12 protein-coding genes are annotated in these 24020 nt (G+C 43.2%); all 12 read right to left on the reverse strand.

The window, feature by feature from the left end; translation table 11 throughout:
• Nucleotides 1-36 precede the first annotated feature (36 nt).
• A complete protein-coding gene (tnpC, locus tag KUA46_RS07600) occupies nt 37-1512 on the reverse strand; it encodes an IS66 family transposase (protein ID WP_434725783.1) in 1476 nt (491 codons plus the stop codon).
• Nucleotides 1513-2171: 659 nt separating this feature from the next.
• Nucleotides 2172-8267 (reverse strand): DEAD/DEAH box helicase, encoded by a 6096-nt coding sequence (locus tag KUA46_RS07605; protein ID WP_218487678.1) that lies wholly within the window; start codon nt 8265-8267, stop codon nt 2172-2174.
• Nucleotides 8268-8270: 3 nt separating this feature from the next.
• The gene (locus KUA46_RS07610) at nt 8271-11489 is read right to left on the reverse strand and encodes a hypothetical protein (protein ID WP_218487677.1); all 3219 of its coding nucleotides are present in this window, start codon (nt 11487-11489) and stop codon (nt 8271-8273) included.
• Between the two features lie 80 nt (nt 11490-11569).
• Nucleotides 11570-11815: a hypothetical protein gene (locus tag KUA46_RS07615; RefSeq protein ID WP_434725813.1), complete on the reverse strand. Its 246-nt coding sequence runs from the start codon at nt 11813-11815 to the stop codon at nt 11570-11572.
• Nucleotides 11781-12809, reverse strand: a complete 1029-nt coding sequence (locus KUA46_RS07620; protein WP_218487675.1) for a PDDEXK nuclease domain-containing protein — start codon at nt 12807-12809, stop codon at nt 11781-11783. The genes KUA46_RS07615 and KUA46_RS07620 overlap by 35 nt, the downstream gene beginning before the upstream one ends.
• A complete protein-coding gene (locus tag KUA46_RS07625; RefSeq protein WP_194253582.1) occupies nt 12797-13105 on the reverse strand; it encodes a hypothetical protein in 309 nt (102 codons plus the stop codon). The genes KUA46_RS07620 and KUA46_RS07625 overlap by 13 nt, the downstream gene beginning before the upstream one ends.
• Before the next feature lie 138 nt (nt 13106-13243).
• Complete coding sequence (gene carB, locus KUA46_RS07630; protein ID WP_218434669.1) at nt 13244-16477, reverse strand: carbamoyl-phosphate synthase (glutamine-hydrolyzing) large subunit; 3234 nt, start codon at nt 16475-16477, stop codon at nt 13244-13246.
• 11 nt (nt 16478-16488) lie between these two features.
• Complete coding sequence (gene carA / locus KUA46_RS07635; RefSeq protein ID WP_040553026.1) at nt 16489-17565, reverse strand: glutamine-hydrolyzing carbamoyl-phosphate synthase small subunit; 1077 nt, start codon at nt 17563-17565, stop codon at nt 16489-16491.
• Nucleotides 17566-17640: 75 nt separating this feature from the next.
• The gene (locus tag KUA46_RS07640; RefSeq protein ID WP_006847423.1) at nt 17641-19524 is read right to left on the reverse strand and encodes an amidophosphoribosyltransferase; all 1884 of its coding nucleotides are present in this window, start codon (nt 19522-19524) and stop codon (nt 17641-17643) included.
• 105 nt (nt 19525-19629) lie between these two features.
• Nucleotides 19630-21534, reverse strand: a complete 1905-nt coding sequence (gene glmS, locus KUA46_RS07645; RefSeq protein WP_006847422.1) for a glutamine--fructose-6-phosphate transaminase (isomerizing) — start codon at nt 21532-21534, stop codon at nt 19630-19632.
• Nucleotides 21535-21586: 52 nt separating this feature from the next.
• Nucleotides 21587-22387 carry a polysaccharide biosynthesis/export family protein gene (locus tag KUA46_RS07650; RefSeq protein WP_022121476.1) on the reverse strand — a complete coding sequence of 267 codons (801 nt, stop codon included), beginning with the start codon at nt 22385-22387 and terminating at the stop codon, nt 21587-21589.
• Nucleotides 22388-22505: 118 nt separating this feature from the next.
• Nucleotides 22506-23960, reverse strand: a complete 1455-nt coding sequence (pyk, locus tag KUA46_RS07655; protein ID WP_006847420.1) for a pyruvate kinase — start codon at nt 23958-23960, stop codon at nt 22506-22508.
• Between the last annotated feature and the right edge of the window lie 60 nt (nt 23961-24020).

The following is a 24020-nucleotide window of genomic DNA, read 5'->3' on the forward strand; positions in this document are numbered from 1 at the left end:
AACTACTCAGCACCCCTATGGGCATGAGTAATCGTCTTACTGTTGTACTACAGCAAGAATTGCATTGAATTTAGAATTTCCGTTCTTCATAGCAGTTTCAGCAATGGAGTGCAACTTGGCAAAATCATCGGCACCGCTGTCTGTTCGGAAGCAACCGCTGACTTTCTGCTTTATCTTGATTTTCCTAACTCCCCGCTCACTGGCATTGTTCTCGTAAGGCACACTTGGATTGGAGAGAAAGGTAAATAGGTAGTCTTTGACTTTAAGGATACCCCTCTTGAATTTCTCAAACTCGTTATCTAAATGCGTGAGGCTTTCACCCAAGAGGTTCTTCATCTTTGTCTTCAGTACCTTTATCTTTCTAGAGGTAATGTTGTCCTCTCTTCTGAGATTTATAGAGTGTTCTATCAGATGGATGAATCTCCGTGACCAGTTCTGGTTTGGATCCAGTTCGTTCAGATACTCTGCATTCCTAAGAAGATGAGCCAGGCAGACCTGATGGTCCTTAACATTCATCTTGAAGTAGCTCTGATGTCTGTCAGTCACAAGTGTCGAATAGGGAAGTCCCTTTGGAAACCTGGAATCTATGGCCTTCTGACCTCGCGATTCTGACTGGAACACGTATGTAAGCAGGTCGTTCTGGAATATCCAGTTCCAATGCAGATGCTTTCCTACCGTAGCACCAGTTTCATCGGCTCCTACGACAGACGCTGTTTCCAGCCTCTTGCGTATTTCCTCATATGCACAGTCTGCCTTGCCGCTATTCTCTTTGAGTATGTTCTGCACTGTACCCTCACTTATATTCTGGCCGGACAGGTCGGATATAAGTTCTGCAATCCTTTTGAACGGAATACACTGCACTACATTAAGGTATGTCACCAGTGCACGGAGGTTGTCACCATACTTGATACGACAGTTGGGAGCTTCGCAGTTGTTTACGCAACCGCATTCACAGACCTTCTCGTAATACTGTTCCTCGCAGGTCTCTACGACCACCTTGATATCAACAATTTGTGTCTTACGGATCTTCTGGCATGGTATATCAATCAAGAGCCGACCACAGCATTTACAATAGACTGGTTCGTGCTTTACAATTACGTCTGGTTCTGCTATAGTCTGCAGTGTGTGACCCTTGTGGCCAGGCTGTCCACCGCTCGGCTTTCCGCTTGGCTTGCGAAGAGACTTTGTCCTGCGCAGCTCACGGGAAGCGATACTTTCTTGGGATGGAGGGATACTGCTGTTACTGCTGTTTTTCTCGGGCTTTCCTGGTGTACTTGATGTATCGTCATCAGCTCCCTCGAGTTCCTTGATGCGCTCTTTAGCAACGGCAAGTTCTGCCTTTGTGGAAGCAAGTTCTGTCTTTAGATTATGTATCTCCACGTCCTTCTGGTTAATGACACGGTTGAGGCGTCCGATCTCCTCAGTCTTCTCGGAGTCGGACTTCTCAAGTTTGCGCAGACGCTGGTTTATCTGGCGCAAAACAACATCTATGTCAGTACAGTCGCTTGCCATTTTTTTGGTGCAAAGATAAGCATTTTTCTCCACATGGCAAAATCACGATTTACATCCATTAACGCAGACTTTTGACTTACGGGGAATGCAAAAACGCATCTCCTGGCAGATAATCTGTTGAAAGGCGATAATAGACAAAGGAGACATGTTGGAGGCATCATCGGAAAAGAACTCGTTAAATGAACTGTTTTAAACAGCCTACGTCCTCATCGACTCAATCATTAAAAAGTTTGTAATGATGAAGAAAATAAGCAAAATCAAGTTTATGCTTTATTAACGAGAAGTTTTCTATAGGGGTGCTGAGTAGTTACATCAGTTCTATCAATCGCGAACTTTCTGCTTGCAAGGAGATATTGGTAAACAAATGAATGTCATACTCCATACCTATATGCTTACCACTATCAACATTCATTGGTTTCAAAAAGGCATAATGATAACTATCAGACTCATAAATACGTGAGTCATCCAAAAGCCAATCCTCATGCCCAAACCCTATCTTGTTTTCATAGGAATCCCCATACTGAGACTTTCCTTCGCTTCCCGAAGGTCATTTCCTGTCATGGGTATTCCAACATATTATTGCAATTTTCTCCATATCGCACTATTTTAATTGCAAAATTAATTTAACTCTGTGCAGTCTTTCTGCATCAATTCATTTATTATAGCTTATTATATGAAATCGTATACAAGATTCCAGAGTAATTTTTCTTTTTATTATACAATGGAACATCCATATCCCAATCGTATCTAAAGTCATCGTCCGTACAGTCAGAGTTGCTTCTTCCAAACAAATTCCATCCATGAGCAATACCTGCGTCAGGACGAATACAAAGTTCCTCGTCTGCTGTTTTTATGGACATACAGCGTTCATGCTCTATATAGCCGTAATCCACAATTTCAGGAGTTATGCCAGCTATCTCCCTGATTGCATCTTCCATGAAACTGTTTCTGGCAACATTGTCTCCGTATTCTCTTTCCAAGCCAATCCTTTGATTACCATAGGCATCACCGTTAGGCTTCTTAACATAGATATTCAACGAAACTATATTGAGTTGAAGTTTTTGCTGAACATCCGCAATGAAATGGGCCAAAAGGATGCAACCCAACGGAGTGACCAAATAACGGTCAGAATAGGTCACTGAAACATTCTTTCCTCTCATACTTAGAATAATTCTATCCCATTTCTCAGATTTGTATTTCAGCAACTTTTCGCACAAATTGTTAACTCTGCAATCTTCCAAGATACGAGCGTCAAACATAATAGAGCCATCATCTGCATTCATTTCTGACAAAATATCGGACGGATTAATCGGAACATATTCCATCCGAATATCACTTAAAGAAGAGAACACATCTCCATCACCCCAATTAGCATTCAAAGAGACATCGACATTTTCACCAAAATACATCTTGCTCGTTCCATCACTGAACGTTACGGCAAGTAATGGTTTCAATGATTCTTTCAGCCCAACCTTGACATACTCGAACCTGTTCTTAAAAAGTGCTGCCATTAAAATAGCTTTTGAGGAAGCGGAACATGACGATAACTGTATGTTCTTGTTCAAAACATAAGCCACATCAACACCAGAAAGAGAAAGTTCACTCAACAATTTTCCATAAGAAAAATCATCAAGTTGCCAACTATCATACTCATTATCCACAAAGACTTTTAAAGACTTCACGTTATCATTGCGAGTAAGTTGGTAGAATTCCGTCGCAAAATCAGTTGTTACTGCGGAAGCATCAGGAATATCAGACACGATTGACTCTGGAGCTACTCTTGAATTGCGCTCCATTTCTAACCACTCTAAAGCCTTTTGACGGTTCAAGTAATTGATATACCACTGAGATCTGCGGTCAATCAAGCACTTGGTGCAAGAACGCTCACAATCACACTTCGCTAATGCTTCATAAGCTTTTTCCAACACCTTGTCTTTATACTCACGGAAAAGTGGAGAATAGCCAGCTCCCCCGAGAGCCGTATCATAAATGAAGATAGAATGACTAGCCTCATTATAACCAAAATCAATCTCTCTATCATTTACGCCCAACAATTCTGTTAGTTTTCTACTCAAGACGACACCCAATGAATATAGCGTTTCACTATCTCTCACCAAGACATTTGCTGCATCATAGAATTTAACTTCTACGAAATCTGTCTGATAACGACCTACAAGCAGAACATGTCTTCTAATATTTCTGCCATTTGCCTCACCTCCAGGACATGGAAGACCTGTAGATAAATGTTTATGACCTACAAGGATATTATCCGAGTAATCAGGACTTTGTTCATATTCCATCCTACCACAATAAGGACAAAAAGCAAAACCAAAGGTACTTCTACCTCTATTAAAGAACAATATTTCAGACTCGTTTGTAGAGCACCGCACAACCATTTTGGCAGCAGAAGTCTTTTCCTGCCATGGATCCATTTTTAAAAGTACAGGTTGAACAAAGCTCATCTCTCCTTGTGCATTCATTTTTCGAGTTGGCTTTGAACCAAATGCCACACTGAATGCCACAGGCTCAACCACTTCTGTAAAACGTTGCTCTGTCGAAATACTCATGTCCTTAATTCCATGCATTGAATTTTCCTTGCCACATTTTGGGCAATCGTTCAGGACATTACCTTGTCGAATAACAGTATAACCACAATGCGTACAATTTTGCAGTACGTATCTTGTCGTATTATCATCATACTTCGTTTTCATTAAAATTCCAGCAGGCTGATATATCCATTCATTCTTCACTACTTGCTTGCCAGGAGCATAGGCAGAAATAGCTTGGCTTAAATGCATGGTAGGAGAATTCTCATCATAACCCTTACCCAACATACATTGCACCAAACCTGTCGGAATGCCAGCACTTGGCAAGAATGAATGTTCTGCCATATAAGTCAAGAGAGAAGTTGAAAGGAAGTTATCCTTTTGATGTGACACTGATTTTAGTGCAATACCATTATCACCTTCTTCTTCTAACATTTTTATCGTTTTATCCAAACTGTCTATGCGTGCTTGGTAAAGTCCTCGAACAGTTGAAATATCTTTTTTCGTAGAGAAAATAGCATCTGACAAAGGTACGTTATCCAATGCCGTACCTTTTACCAAAGACTTATATGATACTTCAAGGTCAGTTCTGTTACCACCAATAATATTATCAATATGATTCAGGAACTTATCCAAATAGCATAGTCCATCGATAGCAACAAAGAAATCTCCTATATTGGCAGTAACCCTTATTCCACCCTGCAAAGACACGAAATCAGCAAACACCATAGCATTAACATGACGTTGAATCAGTTGTCGACTTTCCAACTTCAACAAAGGTGTCTCCGTTAAATGCGTAATTGGATAATCAGGATGCTTCCACGTGTTTGCACCTATTGGATTAGGAGCACAGAAAGTCAGAGCCAAAGCCTTTGACTCGCTTCTACGACCTGCACGACCTGCACGTTGTAGATAATTGGCAGATTTTGGTGGTACATTATTCATAACCACCTCACTTATACCACCTATATCTACACCCATCTCCATTGTTGTCGAGCATGACAACACATTAAGATGTCCCTCATTAAATTCCTTTTCATATTTATCCAAATCTTCACGAGATTGCTGTGCAGAATGTTCTGCAGAAATAAAGATTGGCTTCTGGGAATAAACTCTCTCATGCAAACCTGTATAGACACCATGTTCTTTTTGAGAGACCAAATTTTCATCAATCCATGCAGCAATCTTCTTGTCGTCCAGCTCAGCCGACTTGAATGGGAAATATGGATATTCAAATGTTGTTACAACCTTGAATCTATCAAAGTTTTCTTTCCCTATATAGCCGTTCATTCGAGGGCTGTAGCCATGGAAGGTCACATCTACGACGACATTATCCACAGGGCAAAGGTAACCTTTTTCTATTAATTGCAATTTGACCTTATTTCCTATCAAATCCAACATATATCCCTTACTTTCTGTATCTACAGGTTCCAGAATGTTAGATGTCAGGAATCCCCATGCTTTATCCAAGAGACTATTGATAATTGCAACTTTGCCATCATCAATCTGTTCTGCATCATTATAACCTAAAACAGCACAAATAAGAAGTACCAATCTATTTTGATCATCCTGTACTGTTCCATCCATTCTCTGTTTCACAACAGGCCATTTGCTAACAGGTTTACTTTTTATACGCTTATCAGAATCCTTTGGATAGATTTCAGACATATAGACATTCTGCGTCAAATAGGTTTTGACTTCACCAGCCATCATGTAATGTCTGCCGCCACGAATAACATAATCGATGCAAATTTTCAAAAAGTCTTGCCAATCTTCATCTTTACATCCCTTTGACAAAAGAATTTCTGGGCATTTTGCCTTCTTCAAGTCAGGATATACCAGTCTTACAAATCCCATGGTTTCCATAGAATTTGCTCGCTTTGGAATCCACCCAAATTGGTCTATCAATAACGCTCTCAGATAGACTGTCGAGTTTTCTGCACCTTTTCCTCCACGTGCCTCATTAATATGCTTATAAAGTTTTCTAAAGTCAGTATTATTTTCTAACGTTCTACTAATTTCATCCCATGAAACTTCTGGTGGAGCAGGGATAACCTTTTTTCCACTTTTCTTAGCTTCCAGACGTGACAACTCAGTTACAAACGCAGGTGGAAGTAGTTCCTTTGGCTGACCTTTCAAAAATTGATATGTTTTTTCCTCATCAGCCGTCAAGCCTGATGGGTCAATATTTTCAAGTCTCATATCAGCCATCTTATGGAAAATACTGGAACGAATCCAAGTGCGTTCTACATCTTGGTTTAACCCCATAGCTGTTCGAGCAGAACCTTGTCTATTATCTGTAAAAGCAATATACTTTTTACCTTTATACAGGATTTCTGAATCTGTATTTTTCAATCCTTCTGCATTGTCCAAGATTGTGGTTGCCAATGCACGTCCCATTTGGGTAGCACTTGCTCTAAGATAATTAACATGCCCTAAGGAATTACCACAATAAGGGCATAAGTCCTTATTGTTTTCTGAATGACGTAAAGATTCAAACACAGCGGCTTTGTCTGCATCATCTGGTGCTATCTCTATCTTGTTCTTCTCAAGATTAAAGATATGTTTTTCCACATGGGTGTGGTGTCGCAAACATGGTTTAGACGGCTTGGCAAAATAGAATGACGTATATCCTGCCGCTTCCTGTCTAACTCTACTGTCCTCTTCTATGAGACCTTCGCTCTCAACAAGGTCCTCATCCGTATCAAAGAACACTCCATTATCCAAGTCCACTGTATTTACATGCATTCTGAATCCATCAGAGGTGCTGTTTTCTCCTACGACAATCAAGCCTCCACATGAAGGACAGGTTGCTACTTCCAGCATTTTTGACTTACATACTGGACAATTCGTGTTCTGATAAGTAGTTAAGCTACCTATCCCCAATCTTATCTTCTTATGTCGACTACATTCTGGATTTACGCAAACATATACGCCGTTGATTGAACGTATAAAATAATGGATTCTTGAAGGCAACAATGCCGTCTTTCCACCATCAGCCTTATTCAATCCATCCACTTTATCACCCAAAACGTTTATTACTTCAAGCGATTTCAAAGTATCTTTACTTACAAGGGTATCCAGTTGTTTAGCAATCTGCTTTGTAGAAAGCACAGGATTGGCATTCAACTTCTTACGAAGTCTTTCTATATCAGCAAGTGAAATATGAGTTCCATATTTAGCATTAACGTTCTCTATCGCTTGGGAAGCTTTAGTCTCATCCATTTCTGGGATGATTCGCTTTCCCCCGATAACAACAATACTTTCAGCAGGCTTTCCTGTTAATTGTGAAACAAAAGTCTTTAGTTTCTGTTCTGCCGCAGGATCATCTTCATCACCAATCGTAGCAGATGTTACAGCAAAGTTCACCTGGTCAATCGTTACCCCAAAAGCATCAAGGACACGTCTCAACTGCAATGACAATTCCGCAGCAGAAGAACCAGTATAGGTATGAGCTTCATCAAGCAATATCCATTTTAGCTTGCCTTTTGACTTCTCTAAAATAGCCTTATCCTCGGCACGAACCAACATATAATTAAGCATCGTCGGATTCGTAAATAACACCTGTGGAGGAGTTTCACGAATCTGTGGTCGAGTTACTAATTGAGGGAAGAATTTAGAAGTAAAGTTTACTGTTCTTCTATCCTTTTCCGTATCACCATTATAAATGGCATAGGTGATTTTGTTGGGAAGAGCATTGCACCAAGCATGAATACGCTTTTGCTGGCTCTTCATCAAGGCATTAAGAGGATAAAGAAAAATTGCCTGTACACAATCCTTCTCATTTCTATTTGCAATATCTTGAAGAACTGGTATCATAAAACACTCCGTTTTACCTGAACCAGTACCAGAGGTTACAACTATCGTCTTGCCCTCACCAGACAGCATTGTTTTCCAACTCTTTGTCTGATGCTTATAAGGGCAACGACTCATAGGAAATCTCATTTCCTCATCAACCTTGTCACTACCCAAAGCCTCCACGAAAGAAGGGGATAGTATATGCAATTTTGTTGCATGCTCACCAAAGGTTTCCTTGCTACTTTCCCAAGGAAATATAGATTGAAACACAGGTTCCGCCATCAAAGGTTCTTCCTTTGATAAAATATGGCGCATATATGCCTGTTCCTTGGCTTTACCTCCGAGCCAGAGAGATACCAAGGAGTCTATAAGCACTTTTTCTGCGGATGTATAGAAATCTGCGTAATTCATATCTTATCTATTTAATGTATTAATATATTTAACCGTTTTGAAGAAAATGTCGCTATATGTCTCTTTGAAATACTTTCTGTAGAAATTGACAATACGAGCAAACTCCCTATTTTCCCAAGCGAACAAATCTATGCGATTCTCTTGAAGACAAGTATTTTCTGCAGCACACATAGCAGCCTCCATCATAACCCTATATGAAGGCAACAATTTTTGACCCTGATTGTAATAAGCATTGCTCAATGAAAATTTAGCAATCGGCAAGTCTTTATTCGTATCAGACAAACCATGTATTTTTGCACAATAAGCATTGATATCTGCAATGTTAAACGCTCTTTCTGCATCAATATTACCAGAAACAAGGAAAGCCGCAAAAGCTTGCGCTATGTCTGTAGACACTGTCGAATTAAACAATTCTTGCAACAGTTCCACCAAAGACTGCATTTTTCCAAACATTATAGGCTGTATTGCTTCAGGAACACTTGCCAAAAATTCATCAATACATTCCTCCCAAATTTTGGCAGGAATCCAATGAATTGCAACAATCATCTCTTGCTCAAACCTGTCAATATCTTGCAACAAGACATCCTTGTACTCGTTAAGCCACATGGCAATGACAAACTTTGCCAACAATTTGGAGTTGCGCCCAAGTGGCTTTAATCCATTATACGTTGGGAAAGGCAAATTATATCGACTACAGATGTCAAATGCCTTACATACACCTTTCCAATGTTTGCCCATCATGACATCCTCATTTTTCAAAGCCTCATACCAATCTTTTGTATTGCTTGAAGAACGTTCTGTTCTTTCTTGTTTATCAAAATCATAAGCCTCCCTATTGTAATATTTTGGAATCATCCTACGCTTTGCCTCTGGACCCGAAAATACAACGACCTCTTGTTGATTAAAGTCATCTGGGAATGTGAACAGATTCTCAGAATTATCTAATCGCTCCAATTTTACAACAAAGAAGTCTTCTGATGAAAGTTCATCTCCAACAGGAAACGCATAAACTTCGCCATCATAGAGAAAATCATCAGTATCTTCTTCTGTGCTGTCGATGACCCTTATTTTTCCGTCTTCAATGGTTGACTCCAATACGAATTTTCTAATGAATATCTCTGTACCATAAATATTCATGGCTACGGAACTGGAACGGTCAAAACTATTAGCGCCATACAGATTAAACATGCGAACAATAAGGTCATTATAGTCAGCGAGAGATACCAACCCATCTATCACCTTACTACGTAAATGTTTCAATAAGCTATAATCTTCAACCTTATCAGAAACATATGACACATCTATATTGCGTTTTTTACCATAACAACCATGGCTTACAACACAAAAGTTTGTCAAGTTAGCCAATGAAACAATCTTTCCATTTGGTACGATATTTCCTTTTATATCCGTAACGGTTACTCCATCAAAAGGAATAGCTATGGACAAACGCAAAGTTGGATTTCCAGCACAGTAAAGACTGAAATCACATACAGATGGTGTAAACTTACTGTCCTTACTTCGCTTAACCATCCATTTGTTGGTTCCTAATTTCGTAATACCAACTCCCTCTGGCGTATTAATTTTAGGAAGCATATCCGCACCACACGAGCAAATGATGTTCGTCGAGAAGACACTTTCATTATCAGAAGTAAACTTCAATTTTCCTATTGAATAGAAAGTTTCCGTAACAATATGCCCATCGGGTAATTCCACACGAATATCAACCAATCCGCAAGGGAAGACACAGGAAGATTTCAAGCTACGCCATTTTATATAGATGTCGTTTCTGAATCTATATTTTACTGTGGAGTTGTGAACACGATTTTTCTCTTGGTCATACACACGAACAAAAGGTATAGTTGAAAGCAATTTATAGTTTGACTTTTCAACCCAAGAAATATAATTGCCAGAAAACTCTACGGTATATGGCGTAAAGTTATTGGTCAACTTAACATCTTCACCTGTTTCAGAGTTTTGTAAATCCAACTCATCCGTAAATGCGTTATAATAGAGTTCTTTGTCACAAATGGTTATAGGCAAGGATTTGCCATTTTTCCACTCATGAGAAAATATTGCTACGTTATTCTCTGCATTGGCAGTTTCTGACATACTATAGAGATTGTCATCCAACATCTGGAATACCTGCGGATAGTAAAAGTTTGGAGGATAGCAACCTGCAATAGTCAAGAATAGTCGATCATCGTTGTCACATCTTACCTTCACCTCTACTACAGGCTCACCAGTCCACAAGATATCGCTCTGCATACCCACTGTAATGCGAGTATACACAGCATACAGGACATTACCTTCTTCGTCTCTAACATTATCTTTTCTCACATACTTACCTACAAGCGTTCCTGCAACAAACACATCGAAGGAATAGCACGTAGTTATATTTAAACCTGGTATGGAATCAGACGAAATATCCTTGACAACTTCCATATTGACGTAAAGTTTTCCTTGTCCCTGTCCAAAAGTTCTGAGCTTCCAATGCAAGGACAGAGGGCGTGTTTTGCGCTGAGCTTTAGCTCGACTATATGCGGTTTCCAAAGACTTGGTAAGCTCTGCGAGCGAGACATCTGTATCATCATAAGGGAGAAGTTCTTTTTCTCCCACGATGATGGCATGGGCTATCTGCATGGAAACATCATATATGTTTTCATTTCTAAAAGCCTTACCCAAATATGAAATACAGTTAAACTGCTGTATGATAGAACTATCCACCTCATTCCAGTCAAGATTGATTGAAGACAACTCGCTCACCAACTCTTTCAAGAATTTAGAGAAATAGCCAATATTGCCACTGTTCTTAATATAGTTGACAGGAAGTCCACCTTGATTCAATAGAGTACGGAAATACTCTGTACCTTTCAAAGAATGCAGGAATGCGTACCCATGCTTCTGCAAAGCTTTTCTGGCAGCCATATACAAGTCATCCCCCAAACGCCTATGCAAGCCTATACCCATAGCAACATCCTCTTTGGATGGGATAGACCCCCGATAGTCTCTTCGCCACCATTCAGCATAGCACAAAGCGGCTTCCTCACCATATCTGGCGAGGTCGCTTGTATGACATCTTAGCGTTTGTTTCAAAGCTTCATACTCTTCTTCTGATAGCTTGAACTTCCACAACGGCATATTCTTTTGAAGTCCTTGCATTCCACGAGTCTTCAAAATATTAAAATATGCTGTATGGCTATATACTAAATTCTCATTGTTCATTGTCAACTCATTTTAATGTTGAACCTTAACCGATCAATCTTTGTGCGCATCTTCCGCAGCAAATCTGACCTGTCCTTCATCTATAGGTAACTTATATGGCTTCCCTCAATCTCTCCAGAATGTAAAATATTTGCAATTCTAACAATAGGGACTCTATCTTTACAAAACGAGGAACACTGAAAAGCATAGCCTCCTTGCAAAGCCGCAACTTCTTCTATTTTTCCACTTTTCCATTCCCTCTCAAATCCTTGAAATCTTATTTTTGGTTCATTCATATCTTGTTTCTCCTTGTCATTTATTATTGTTATGTTTTGCCTTACCTTCATGCTGCAAATAGAACAATTGCTTCTGGCGTTCTATCTCCGTGCGAAGCTGTTCTTCTGTCGGCAGATAAGTCTTGTACTTTGTTGCAAAGAGATGGTCATTATCTTTGAGGATGGAATAACGTGCAATATCCTTGCTCGTCTCTGAACAAAGCACGATGCCGATGGTTGGATTGTCACCTTCCGTAAGCTTGAACTCATCATACATACGGACGTACATATCCATCTGTCCCACATCCTGATGGGTGATAGCACCAAGTTTCAAGTCTATGAGGACATAACATTTCAGCACGACATTATAGAACACAAGGTCTATGAAATAATCCTGTGTATCTGTGCGTACCAACTGCTGGCGTCCCATGAAAGCAAAGCCTCGTCCCATCTCCATCATAAACTCCTGCAGGTGGGTGATGATGGCAGACTCCAACTCTTCCTCAGAATAAGAATCATCCTGCTTGAAGCCTAAGAACTCTGCCACAACAGGGCTTTTCAATAGTTCAAACTGATGTGGTTCAGTCTCTGTCATAGGAAGCGAAGGCTGCACAAAATGACGTTCAAAGTATTGAGTGGAAATATTGCGGTCGAGCGTACGCACGCTCCACATTTCCTTTGAAGCCATTTCGAGATACCAACGAATTGCAGTAGAGTCTTCCACACGAAGAACTTTTGTTATATGTGTCCAAGTAAGATTTTGCAATCGCGATTGCAAAATTCGTATATCACTGATTGTCAAGTAGAATTGGCGGAAATAAGCCAAATTTCTTTTGCTAAATCCTTTACCATATTGATGTGTCAATAGCTCAGATAATTGCGCAATGATCTGAGCCCCATACTCAGCACGTGCCTCACCATTCTGTTCTTCTTCCACGATGCGTCGCCCTATGTTCCAATAGGTCTCTATCATCTTATGATTGACGGAGGCATAAGCTTCCTTCCTGCCTTGCTCTATGATGGAGCAGACATCGGTATATAATCTTGTATTTGTCAATTCATCCATAACTTAAAGTCTTGTTCTTTGGCGATTTTTATCAAACGTAGGCATTCCTCTTTCTCTGCAGTTCTCGTGCTTTGCCTGTTATCTCCATATTGTTGAGTGGATAGCCCAGTCTCAAACACTCGAATATCGCTTCGGTCGCTATCTGCCTGTACTTTTCGCTCAGGCTCATAACATATTGCAGGGCGTTCCGCCCATCTCTTAAATATATAGTCGATAATTTTTCTTCCATAACTCTTCATTATTATAGTTTTTGCTGCAAATTTACGATTTAATTGTGAAACAACCAAAGTTTTCACTTCTTTTTATTCAAATAAAAAATCCCTGCCATAGGAAGCCTTTCCTACAGCAGGGATTTTTCTATTGGGAATCATCAAGAATGACTTAACTGTCAATTCTTAACTACTAACTATCAATTCTTAACTATTAACTATCAACTATTTATACTCGCCCCAAGCCTTGATGTCGATATCCTCCAGCTTGGTGGTGCAGAATGCATAGATGAAAGCACTCGCCAGACGGCTGTTGGTAATCAATGGCACGTTCAGGTCGATGGCTGCACGGCGAATCTTGTAACCATTGCTCAACTCGCTGCTGGTCAAGTTCTTCGGAATATTCACTACCATATCAATCTCATGGTTGTGGAGCATCTCCAAAGCCTTAGGCGCACCGCCTTCTGCCTCCTCTGATGGCCAGAGCACACGGGTGTTCTCAATGCCATTCTCGGTGAGGAACTTGCTACTACCACCGGTTGCATACAGCTTGTAACCATGCTTAACCAGCATCTGGGCAGCATCAAGCAAATCTACCTTCTGCTTGGCAGAACCTGTAGAAAGCAGGATGTTCTTGGCTGGAATACGATGACCCACAGAAAGCATACTCTTCAGAAGTGCGGTAGATGTATCGTCGCCCAAGCAACCTACCTCACCCGTACTGCTCATATCCACACCCAATACTGGGTCCGCCTTCTGCAGACGGTTGAAGCTGAACTGAGATGCCTTGATACCTACATAGTCGAGATCAAAGAGGTTCTTGTGTGGCTTCTCTACTGGCAAACCGAGCATTACGCGGGTAGCCAACTCGATGAGGTTGATCTTCAATACCTTGCTCACGAATGGGAACGAACGGCTGGCACGAAGGTTACACTCGATAACGAGAATATCATTGTCACGAGCCATGAACTGGATGTTGAACGGACCGTTGATGTGCAACTCCTTGGCAATCTGACGACCAACTCGTTTTACACGACGAACTGTCTCAACATACAACTTCTGAGGAGGGAACTGGATGGTTGCATCGCCTGAGTGAACACCAGCAAACTCGATGTGCTCGGAAATCGCATAGGCAATCACCTCGCCATTCTTTGCCACTGCATCCATCTCAATCTCCTTGGCATGTTCGATAAACTTACTTACTACCACTGGGTGATCCTCACTCACGTTGGCAGCTAACTGCAGGAATCGCTTCAGCTCATCCTCGTTAGAACATACGTTCATCGCAGCACCAGAAAGCACGTAGCTAGGACGAACCAATACTGGGAAACCTACACGCTCGATGAAGTTGTCGATATCCTCCATAGAGGTCAGGGCGCTCCACTCTGGCTGGTTGATGCCGTTGTTGGTCAACATCTGAGAGAACTTGGCACGGTCCTCAGCGTTATCAATGTCCTTGGCAGCAGTACCCAGGATTGGCACGTTCTGTGCATCGAGGTGCATAGCCAGGTTGTTTGGAATCTGACCACCGGTAGATACGATGACGCCATGAGGCTGCTCCATCTCGATGATATCCATCACACGCTCAAAGGTCAACTCGTCGAAGTAGAGACGGTCGCACATATCGTAGTCGGTAGATACGGTCTCTGGGTTGTAGTTGATCATCACTGAGCGCCAGCCTTCCTTGCGGATGGTGTTCAATGCCTGAACGCCACACCAGTCGAACTCTACAGAAGAACCGATGCGGTAAGCACCCGAACCGAGTACGATGATAGAACGGTGATCGTTCTCGAAGGTGATGTCGCTCTTCACGCCAGCGTAAGTTACATAGAGGTAGTTGGTCTGAGCAGGATACTCTGCTGCCAGGGTATCAATCTGCTTCACTACAGGCAGGATGCCATAGCTCTTGCGCTTGTTGCGAACCAAGAGGGCAGCCTTGTGCATGTTGCCCAACTCCTGCTCCAAGCCCACGGCACGGGCTACCTGGAAGTCGGTAAAACCGTAAACCTTAGCGGTGCGGAGCAAATCCTGGTCAAGAGTATTGATGTTGCACTTCTTCATCGCCTCGTCGATGTCGATGATGTGCTTCAACTTCTCAAGGAACCACTTGTCAATCTTGGTCAAGTCGTGAATCTGATCTACGGTATAGCCCTTGTGCATTGCCTTTGAAATCACGAACACACGCTTATCTGTTGGCTCGCGCAAAGCTGCATCGATATCATCGATTTCAAGTTCCTTGTTCTCTACGAAACCGTGCATGCCCTGACCAATCATACGAAGACCCTTCTGGATAGCCTCCTCGAAGTTGCGGCCGATAGCCATTACCTCACCTACTGACTTCATAGATGAACCCAACTCCTTATCTACACCACGGAACTTAGACAAGTCCCAACGTGGAATCTTACATACCACGTAGTCCAATGCTGGCTCAAAGAAGGCAGATGTGGTCTTGGTTACAGAGTTCTTCAACTCGAACAGACCGTAGCCCATACCGAGCTTGGCTGCAACGAAGGCAAGAGGATAACCAGTAGCCTTAGATGCCAAGGCTGAAGAACGACTCAAACGGGCATTCACCTCGATTACACGATAATCCTCGCTCTTAGGGTCGAAGGCATACTGCACGTTACACTCACCCACGATTCCGATGTGACGGATAATCTTGATGGCGAGGGCACGGAGCTTATGATACTCAGCATTGCTCAGGGTCTGAGATGGAGCGATGACGATACTCTCACCAGTATGGATTCCCAGTGGGTCGAAGTTCTCCATGTTACAAACTGTGATACAGTTGTCGTAACGGTCGCGAACTACCTCATACTCAATCTCTTTCCAGCCCTTCAAACTCTTCTCTACCAATACCTGTGGAGAGAAAGAGAAAGCTTTCTCAGCGAGCTTGTTCAGCTCCTCCTCGTTGTCTGCGAAACCAGAACCGAGACCACCCAAGGCGTAAGCAGCACGGATGATGACAGGATAGCCGAGCTCAGCAGCAGCCTTGCGGGCCTGCTCGATGTTCTCGCAAGCCTCGCTCTTGATGGTCTTCACGTTGATTTCATCCAGTTTCTCTACGAAAAGCTCACGGTCCTCTGTATCCATGATAGCCTGAACTGGAGTACCCAATACCTTGACATTATATTTCTCCAGGATGCCCTGGCGATAGAGTTCCACACCACAGTTGAGGGCTGTCTGACCACCGAAGCTGAGGAGGATACCGTCTGGATTCTCCTTCTGGATAACACGCTCTACGAAGTATGGCTGCACTGGCAGGAAGTAAATCTGGTCGGCAACACCTTCTGATGTCTGTACGGTTGCGATATTCGGGTTGATGAGCACAGTCTCGATACCTTCCTCGCGCAATGCCTTCAGGGCCTGCGAACCTGAGTAGTCGAACTCACCTGCTTCACCGATCTTCAAGGCTCCAGAACCTAAGAGGAGCACCTTCTTTATATTTTCGTCTTTCATTATTTTCCTAATTATTTAAGTGTTTCTACAAACTTATCAAACATGAACTCTGTATCCACAGGGCCTGAGCAAGCCTCTGGGTGGAACTGGCTTGAGAACCAAGGGTTCACCTTGTGGCGAATACCCTCGTTAGAGCCATCATTCATATTTACAAAGAGTTCCTCCCAATCGTTGCCCAATGTCTTGGCATCAACGGCATAACCGTGGTTCTGAGAGGTGATGTAGCAATTGTTGGTTCCTACCATGCGCACTGGCTGGTTGTGTGAACGGTGACCATACTTCAACTTGTAGATAGTAGCACCGGCTGCCTTAGAAAGCAACTGGTTACCCATACAGATACCGCAGATAGGCTTGCGGCTCTGGCTGATCTGCTTGCGAATAATGTTTACTGCATCCTCGCACATATCTGGGTCACCAGGACCATTGGCCAGGAACAATCCGTCGAAGTCCATATCGGTGTAATCGTAATTCCATGGCACACGGATTACCTCAACGCCTCTGTTGATAAGGCAACGGATGATGTTTGCCTTCACACCGCAGTCAACGAGTACCACCTTCTTGCCGGCACCCTCGTTATAACGGATAATCTCCTTGCAGCTTACCTGGTCAACAAAGTTTACACCCTCATAGTTAGCCTCAGGGATGTTGTCTGGTTCATCATCAAAGAGAATCTTACCCATCATCACACCATGCTCACGAAGCACCTTAGTCAACTCACGGGTATCGATGCCTGTGATTCCTGGCACCTTTTCGCGCTTCAACCAGTCGGCAAGACTCTCCACTGCATTCCAGTGGCTGTACTGCTCGCTGTAATCATTCACGATGATGGCAGAAGCATAAATCTTGTCACTCTCCATGAAGGTTGGCAAACCATTCTCCTCGAAAGTAAATGGTGGCACACCATAGTTGCCCACGAGAGGGAATGTAAGTGTCATCAACTGACCGGCATAAGAAGGGTCGGTCAAACTCTCTGGATATCCCATCATGGCTGTGTTGAACACAACCTCGCCCGCTACAGGAGCGTCATATCCAAAAGATTTGCCATGGAACTTGGTTCCATCGCTCAAAACTAAGGTTACTTTTTTCATATCTGACATTTGATTCTTTTATTTCATACTTATAAGAGCAAATGAATTCTTCACTCTTCGTTCTTCTCTATTCACTTATTTATGATAAACGTTTTCGATGTAGTTTACAAACGACTGGTTGCAGAGCTTCGTGCCGCCTGGGGTTGGATAATGACCGGTGAAATACCAGTCGCCCTTGTGGTTTGGAATCGCCTCGCGCAAGCCCTCGATGCTCTGGAATACGAGCTGGATAGGAGTGGTCATGCCCTCTGGGCGAAGCATCTCAACAATCTTCTCGTTGATTTCCTCGGTGCTGAATGGCTTGTAGATGGAGCGTACCGGATTGATCTGCTCCTCCTTTGGCTTTGCCAATTCTGCCTTGCAAGCCTCATAGGTCTGCTCGATAAGGTCTTCCATCTTGCGCTCTTTCAAAAGCTGGATGGCAGCACGGAACACGCAGAACTCTTCCAGTCTTGCCATATCGATGCCGTAGTAATCCGGATATCGGATCTGAGGGGCACTGGAAACCACTACAATCTTCTTAGGATGCAGACGGTCGAGGATGCGGAGAATACTCTCCTTCAGGGTAGTACCACGCACGATACTATCATCGATAATGACAAGATTATCCACATTCGGCTCGATGCTTCCGTAGGTTACATCATACACATGGCTCGCCAGGTCGTTACGACTGTTGCCCTCGGTGATGAAGGTACGGAGTTTGATATCCTTCCATGCTATCTTCTCTGAGCGGACAAAGTCGCCGAGGATTTCGTATAATTCTTCTTTTGATGGAACATGGTCGAGGTTGGCAATCTGCTCAATCTTGGTCTCATTAAGATACTTCTTGAAACCGCTCAACATGCCATAGTAAGCCACCTCGGCAGTGTTCGGGATATAGCTGAACACGGTGTGGTCTACATCATAATCCACAGCCTTCAGGATAGGCTGGGTCAACTGCTCGCCCAACTGCTTACGTTCCTTATAGATATCCTTGTCGGAACCACGACTGAAGTAGATGCGCTCGAATGAGCAGGCTGAATCGCCCTTCTGCTCCATGATGCGCTCGATGCTGCACTCGCCATTCTTCTTCACGAGAAGCGCCGTGCCCGGCATCAGTTCCTGCACTTCCTCTGCCTCCAGGTCGAAGGTGGTCTGGAGTACAGGGCGCTCGCTGGCTACTACCACGATTTCATCGTTCTTGTAATAGAACGCAGGACGGATGCCCCAAGGGTCGCGCATAGAGAACATCTCGCCCGAACCGGTGATACCGCAAACCACATAACCGCCATCAAAGTTCTTCATCGTGGTCTTGAGTACATTGCTCATCTTCACGTGGTCTTCTATATAGTTGGTGATATCGGTATTCTGCATCTCCATCGCCTTTGCAGCTACGAAGTTGCGCTCCACCTCTCTGTCCAGACGGTGGCCCATCAGTTCAAGCATGATGTAGGTGTCGCTGTAGATGCGAGGACTCTGGCCCTGCTTGGTAAGTTCCTCGAAGATTTCATCTACGTTGGTCATGTTGAAGTTACCACAAAGGCAGAGGTTCTTCGCCTTCCAGTTGTTACGTCGCAGGAATGGGTGCACATACTGAATACCACTCTTTCCGGTGGTACTGTAGCGCAGGTGTCCCATATAAAGTTCGCCTGCAAAAGGCAGTTCCTCTTTAGCGAACTTTGCATCAGCAAGCTGCTCGGGAGTCAGGCTCTTGAAGTTGGCATTCGCCTTGCCGAAGATTTCGGTCACGGCATTCTTGCCCTCTGCACGCTCACGGAACATATACTCATGACCAGGCTTACCGCCCAGTTTGACACAAGCCATACCAGCACCCTCCTGGCCACGGTTGTGCTGCTTCTCCATCATCAGATAGAGTTTGTTGAGTGCGTACATCCAAGTACCATACTTCTGCTGGTAATACTCCAGTGGCTTGAGCAATCTGATCATTGCTACACCACACTCATGTTTCAATGGTTCCATCTCTCTATTATCCTTATCTTATTTAGTTAAATTTGAATATACCTATCCGAGGGTTCCCCCTCCAAAAAAAGGGAAACGTCAAGAAATGACGAATCCCTTTATATATTATTCTACAGTAACTGACTTGGCCAAGTTTCTAGGTTGGTCAACGTCCTTGCCCTTACATACAGCTACATGGTAAGCCAGAAGCTGCAAAGGAATGGTAGCCAATAATGGCTCCAGGCACTCCAAGGTCTCAGGGAGTTCAATCACTTCGTCGGCAATCTTGGAAATGGTTTCATCGCCATTGCTGACAATAGCAATAACACGACCCTGACGGGCTTTAATCTCCTGGATATTAGACAAGACCTTCTCGTACATGAAGTTGTGGGTAGCAATAACTACCACTGGCATATCGCTGTCAATCAATGCGATAGGGCCATGTTTCATCTCCGCTGCAGGATAACCCTCAGCGTGGATGTAGCTAATCTCCTTCAACTTCAATGCACCCTCAAGGGCCACAGGATACTGGAATCCACGGCCCAGATAGATGAAATTGCGAGCGTATGTAAACGTACGGCTCAAGTCAGCTATCTTATTGTTGAGCTTCAACACTTCCTTCATCTTGGCAGGAATGTTCCAAAGCTGTTCTGTAATCTTCTGATATTCATTTTCGCTGATGGTTCCCCTCTCCTTACCGATGGCAAGTGCCAGGAGGATAAGGACGGTAACCTGACCAGTGAACGCCTTGGTAGAGGCAACACCAATCTCCGGACCTACGTGAATATAGGTACCTGTATCTGTCTCTCGTGCGATGGAAGAACCGATGGAGTTACAGATACCATAGATAAACGCACCGCTCTCCTTGGCAAGCTTGATGGCAGCCAGGGTATCAGCGGTTTCACCACTTTGGGAAATGGCGATGACGACATCATCCTTCGTTACCACAGGATTACGGTAACGGAATTCAGATGCATATTCCACTTCCACAGGGATGCGGCAATAGTTCTCTATCATCTGCTTGCCGATAAGTCCGGCATGCCATGATGTACCACAAGCCACGATGATGATTCGCTTGGCATTGAGAAGCTGCTGGCGATGGTCGGTAATGGAACTGAGCACGACACCCATCTCAGTCTCCTTCTTGCTGGTTGTATCGTCGCCATCAGTCATTACGCGAGTTTCCACTGTGCGGCTAACTACACGGCCACGCATACAGTTACGAAGGCACTCTGGCTGCTCAAAAATTTCCTTCAACATAAAGTGAGGGAAACCGCCCTTCTCTATCTGACCGAGATCAATGTCTACGGTCTGTACCTCAGGGTTGAGTTTAACGTTCTGGATGTTCACCACCTGCAATTCCTCACCGAGGCGCATCACAGCGATGTTACCATCCTCCAGATAAACCACCTTATCTGTATATTCGATGATAGGACTGGCATCAGAACCGAGATAAAACTCACCATCCTTTCCGATACCTACAACCAACGGACTCTGCTTACGGGCAGCAATGATCTGATTAGGGTTACGCTTATCAAGAATAGCGATAGCGTAGGCTCCGATTACCTGACGGAGAGCCACCTGAACGGCAGTCAGCAAGTCGAGATTTTTCTTTATCTGAATATATTCAATCAGCTGAACGAGAACTTCAGTATCCGTCTCGCTCTTAAACTCTACTCCCTTAGCAATGAGATTCTTCTTGATATCGGCATAGTTTTCTATGATTCCATTATGAATCATGGCAAGGTTCTTGCTAGAGGAATAATGCGGGTGAGCATTTACAGCTGAAGGCTCTCCATGGGTAGCCCAACGAGTATGAGCAATACCCACATGTCCCGAAATATCCTTATCAGAGCAGAACGCTTCAAGATCTGCCACCTTACCCTTTGCCTTATATACATTCAAAGAGCCGTCATTGCCAATAAGGGCAACTCCCGCAGAATCGTATCCGCGGTACTCCAGACGCTTCAAGCCCTTGATGAGGGCTGGATAAGCGTCACCCTTACCTAAATATCCTACAATGCCACACATATATATATTATTATTTTTGTAGTATCCTGATTTTACTCCCACCTATTACCTGCTATCGCAAGATATTGACAATCAATGATGCGATAGAAATCAATGTACCAACGGCAGAGAACCACAATGTAGTAGATGAACCGATAGATGAGTTTTGAGCTTTCACCTTATTTGGTTCTACATAGATAATATCATTCTGCTGCAGATAATAGAATGGTGAATTAATAATATTTGCATCATTCAAGTTCATACGATAAGTATGCTTCTCTCCTGCTGCATCCTGACGAATCAATAATACATTGTCACGCTTACCATAGATAGTTAAGTCGCCACACTGTGCCAAAGCTTCAAGAATACTCATCTTCTCCTGTGGAGCATAAATAATTCCTGGCTTTTCTACTTCACCTAAAACAGATACATGGTAACTGCCCATGCGAACCGTAACAATAGGATTTTCTTTTTCTGCCAGATAAGGCTTCACCTTATTCTTGATGAGATCTTCAGCCTGCTTCTTGGTCAAACCACCGACATGCAAGGTTCCAACAACAGGAAACTCAATATTACCATCATTATCAACCAGATATCCTTGCAGGGAACCACTACCATAACTCAGCTGTCCGCCTGTACCCAATGTTTGAGAGACAGAGAGGTTGAAAGGCATGGCAGCCTTTGGATCTGTTGTAATTACTGTAATTGTAAGTTCGTCCTTAGGCATAATCTTGGCTTCATAAAGCATTCTTGAAGCAGCCAAGCTGATAGAATCTGCATTTTGGAAATAAGCTACATTCTTAGTACTTCCACAACTGCCAAGTACTAAGAGCATAGTCAAAGCGACTAAAACTGAACTAACGAGTTTCTTCATTTTCTAAAATTTTCGTTTTAAAATATTGGTGCAAAATTACGGTATTTTTTTGAATACTGCAAATTTTTGCACCAATAATTCTATTTACGTCTATTTTTTTTTGAAATAATAGCCTTTTTTACTTATCTTCGATGCCATTTGATGGCAAATTAAAGCTATAACTGTTATCGAAAATCTTCTTCACTTTATTAATCTCAACGAAGGTTGTGCCTCCACCCTCTCCAAAGCTACCGCTCAGATAAGCAATCTTATCCTCCTCACATAAGTAGCCTTTCTGGCGAAGCATACGTACCGCAGCGGTAAACATAGCCTTGGTAGAAACCTGATCCTTCTGATGAATTGGAATAATACCATAGCTCAGATTCAACCAGCGCTGGAGTTTTTCCTTATAGCAGATTGCCAATACCGGATTTGGACCACGGAAGGCTGCCAGGTCGCGTGCAGTCTGACCGGTCTCGCCATCGGTAATAATACCAGCAACACCCAACTTCTTAGTAGCTTCAATGGCAGCATGAGCCAGGAAGAGCTTCTGGTCAATCTTACCATCTTCCATTGGATCAATATCATTCAGTGGAGACTTATCCTTCTCTGCCTGCTCAGCAATACGGGCCATGGTCTGCACAGCTTCTACAGGATACTTACCGCTTGCTGTCTCACCAGAAAGCATCAGCGCATCGGTGCGATAGAAGATAGCATTGGCAATATCAGTTACCTCAGCACGAGTAGGACGTGGATTCTTAATCATGGTATGCAACATCTGTGTTGCTACGATTACCGGTTTCTGCGCCTTCACACACTTAGAGATGATGCGGCGCTGGATGCCTGGAATTCTCTCGATTGGCACCTCGATACCCAGGTCACCACGGGCAACCATGATGCCATAGCAGGCATCAATAATCTCGTCAATATTATCAACACCTTCCTGATTTTCAATCTTAGAGATAATCTTGATATCACTGTTGTGAGCGTCCAAGATATCCTGAACTGCCTTCACATCGGCTGCATTGCGCACAAAAGAGTGAGCGATGAAATCAATATCCAACTCGATAGCGAGTTCAATATTTCGGCGGTCTTTCTCTGTCAGTGCAGGCAGGTCGATATGCTCTCCCGGCACATTCACGCTCTTGTGAGCCCCGAGCACTCCCTCGTTCTGAACCTCGGCAACCAGCATAGGGCCCTGGTTGTCGATAATCTTCATATCGAGTTCACCATCATCGAAGAGCAAATCATCACCTACCTTAACATCGGCTGCGATGTCAGGATAGCTCACATTCACAATATCATGAGAAGACTCCATTTCCGGACGTCCAAAGATTTTCACTACATCACCAACATTGTAGTGGATAGGTTCCTTCACACCTGTAGTTCGCACCTCAGGACCTTTGGTATCAATCATAATACCAATATGTGGAGACACGGCTCTTACATTCTTTACGATGGTGCGTATACCTTCTTCTGTGGCATGAGCAGTATTCATACGAACAACGTTCATACCGGCGAAAAACAGTTTTCGGATAAAATCCTGATCACATCTACGATCACTGATGGAAGCGACAATCTTTGTTTGTTTCATATTTGTAATTAACCTTATTGAAATTTCAATGTTTGCGGTATTTCTACCATATTTCTTAAA

Origin of the sequence: Segatella copri, assembly GCF_019249765.2 — a bacterium.
In the GTDB taxonomy this organism is placed as follows: Bacteria; Bacteroidota; Bacteroidia; order Bacteroidales; family Bacteroidaceae; genus Prevotella; species Prevotella copri_K.

Coding starts and splice junctions, on each gene's coding strand:
- KUA46_RS07615 (WP_434725813.1), bottom strand. CDS start 11,815: ATGAAGGTAAGGCAAAACATAACAATAATAAATGACAAGGAGAAACAA.
- KUA46_RS07650 (WP_022121476.1), bottom strand. CDS start 22,387: ATGAAGAAACTCGTTAGTTCAGTTTTAGTCGCTTTGACTATGCTCTTA.
- pyk (WP_006847420.1), bottom strand. CDS start 23,960: ATGAAACAAACAAAGATTGTCGCTTCCATCAGTGATCGTAGATGTGAT.
- KUA46_RS07640 (WP_006847423.1), bottom strand. CDS start 19,524: ATGGAACCATTGAAACATGAGTGTGGTGTAGCAATGATCAGATTGCTC.
- KUA46_RS07605 (WP_218487678.1), bottom strand. CDS start 8,267: ATGAATTACGCAGATTTCTATACATCCGCAGAAAAAGTGCTTATAGAC.
- glmS (WP_006847422.1), bottom strand. CDS start 21,534: ATGTGTGGCATTGTAGGATATTTAGGTAAGGGTGACGCTTATCCAGCC.
- carB (WP_218434669.1), bottom strand. CDS start 16,477: ATGAAAGACGAAAATATAAAGAAGGTGCTCCTCTTAGGTTCTGGAGCC.
- KUA46_RS07610 (WP_218487677.1), bottom strand. CDS start 11,489: ATGAACAATGAGAATTTAGTATATAGCCATACAGCATATTTTAATATT.
- carA (WP_040553026.1), bottom strand. CDS start 17,565: ATGAAAAAAGTAACCTTAGTTTTGAGCGATGGAACCAAGTTCCATGGC.
- KUA46_RS07620 (WP_218487675.1), bottom strand. CDS start 12,809: ATGGATGAATTGACAAATACAAGATTATATACCGATGTCTGCTCCATC.
- tnpC (WP_434725783.1), bottom strand. CDS start 1,512: ATGGCAAGCGACTGTACTGACATAGATGTTGTTTTGCGCCAGATAAAC.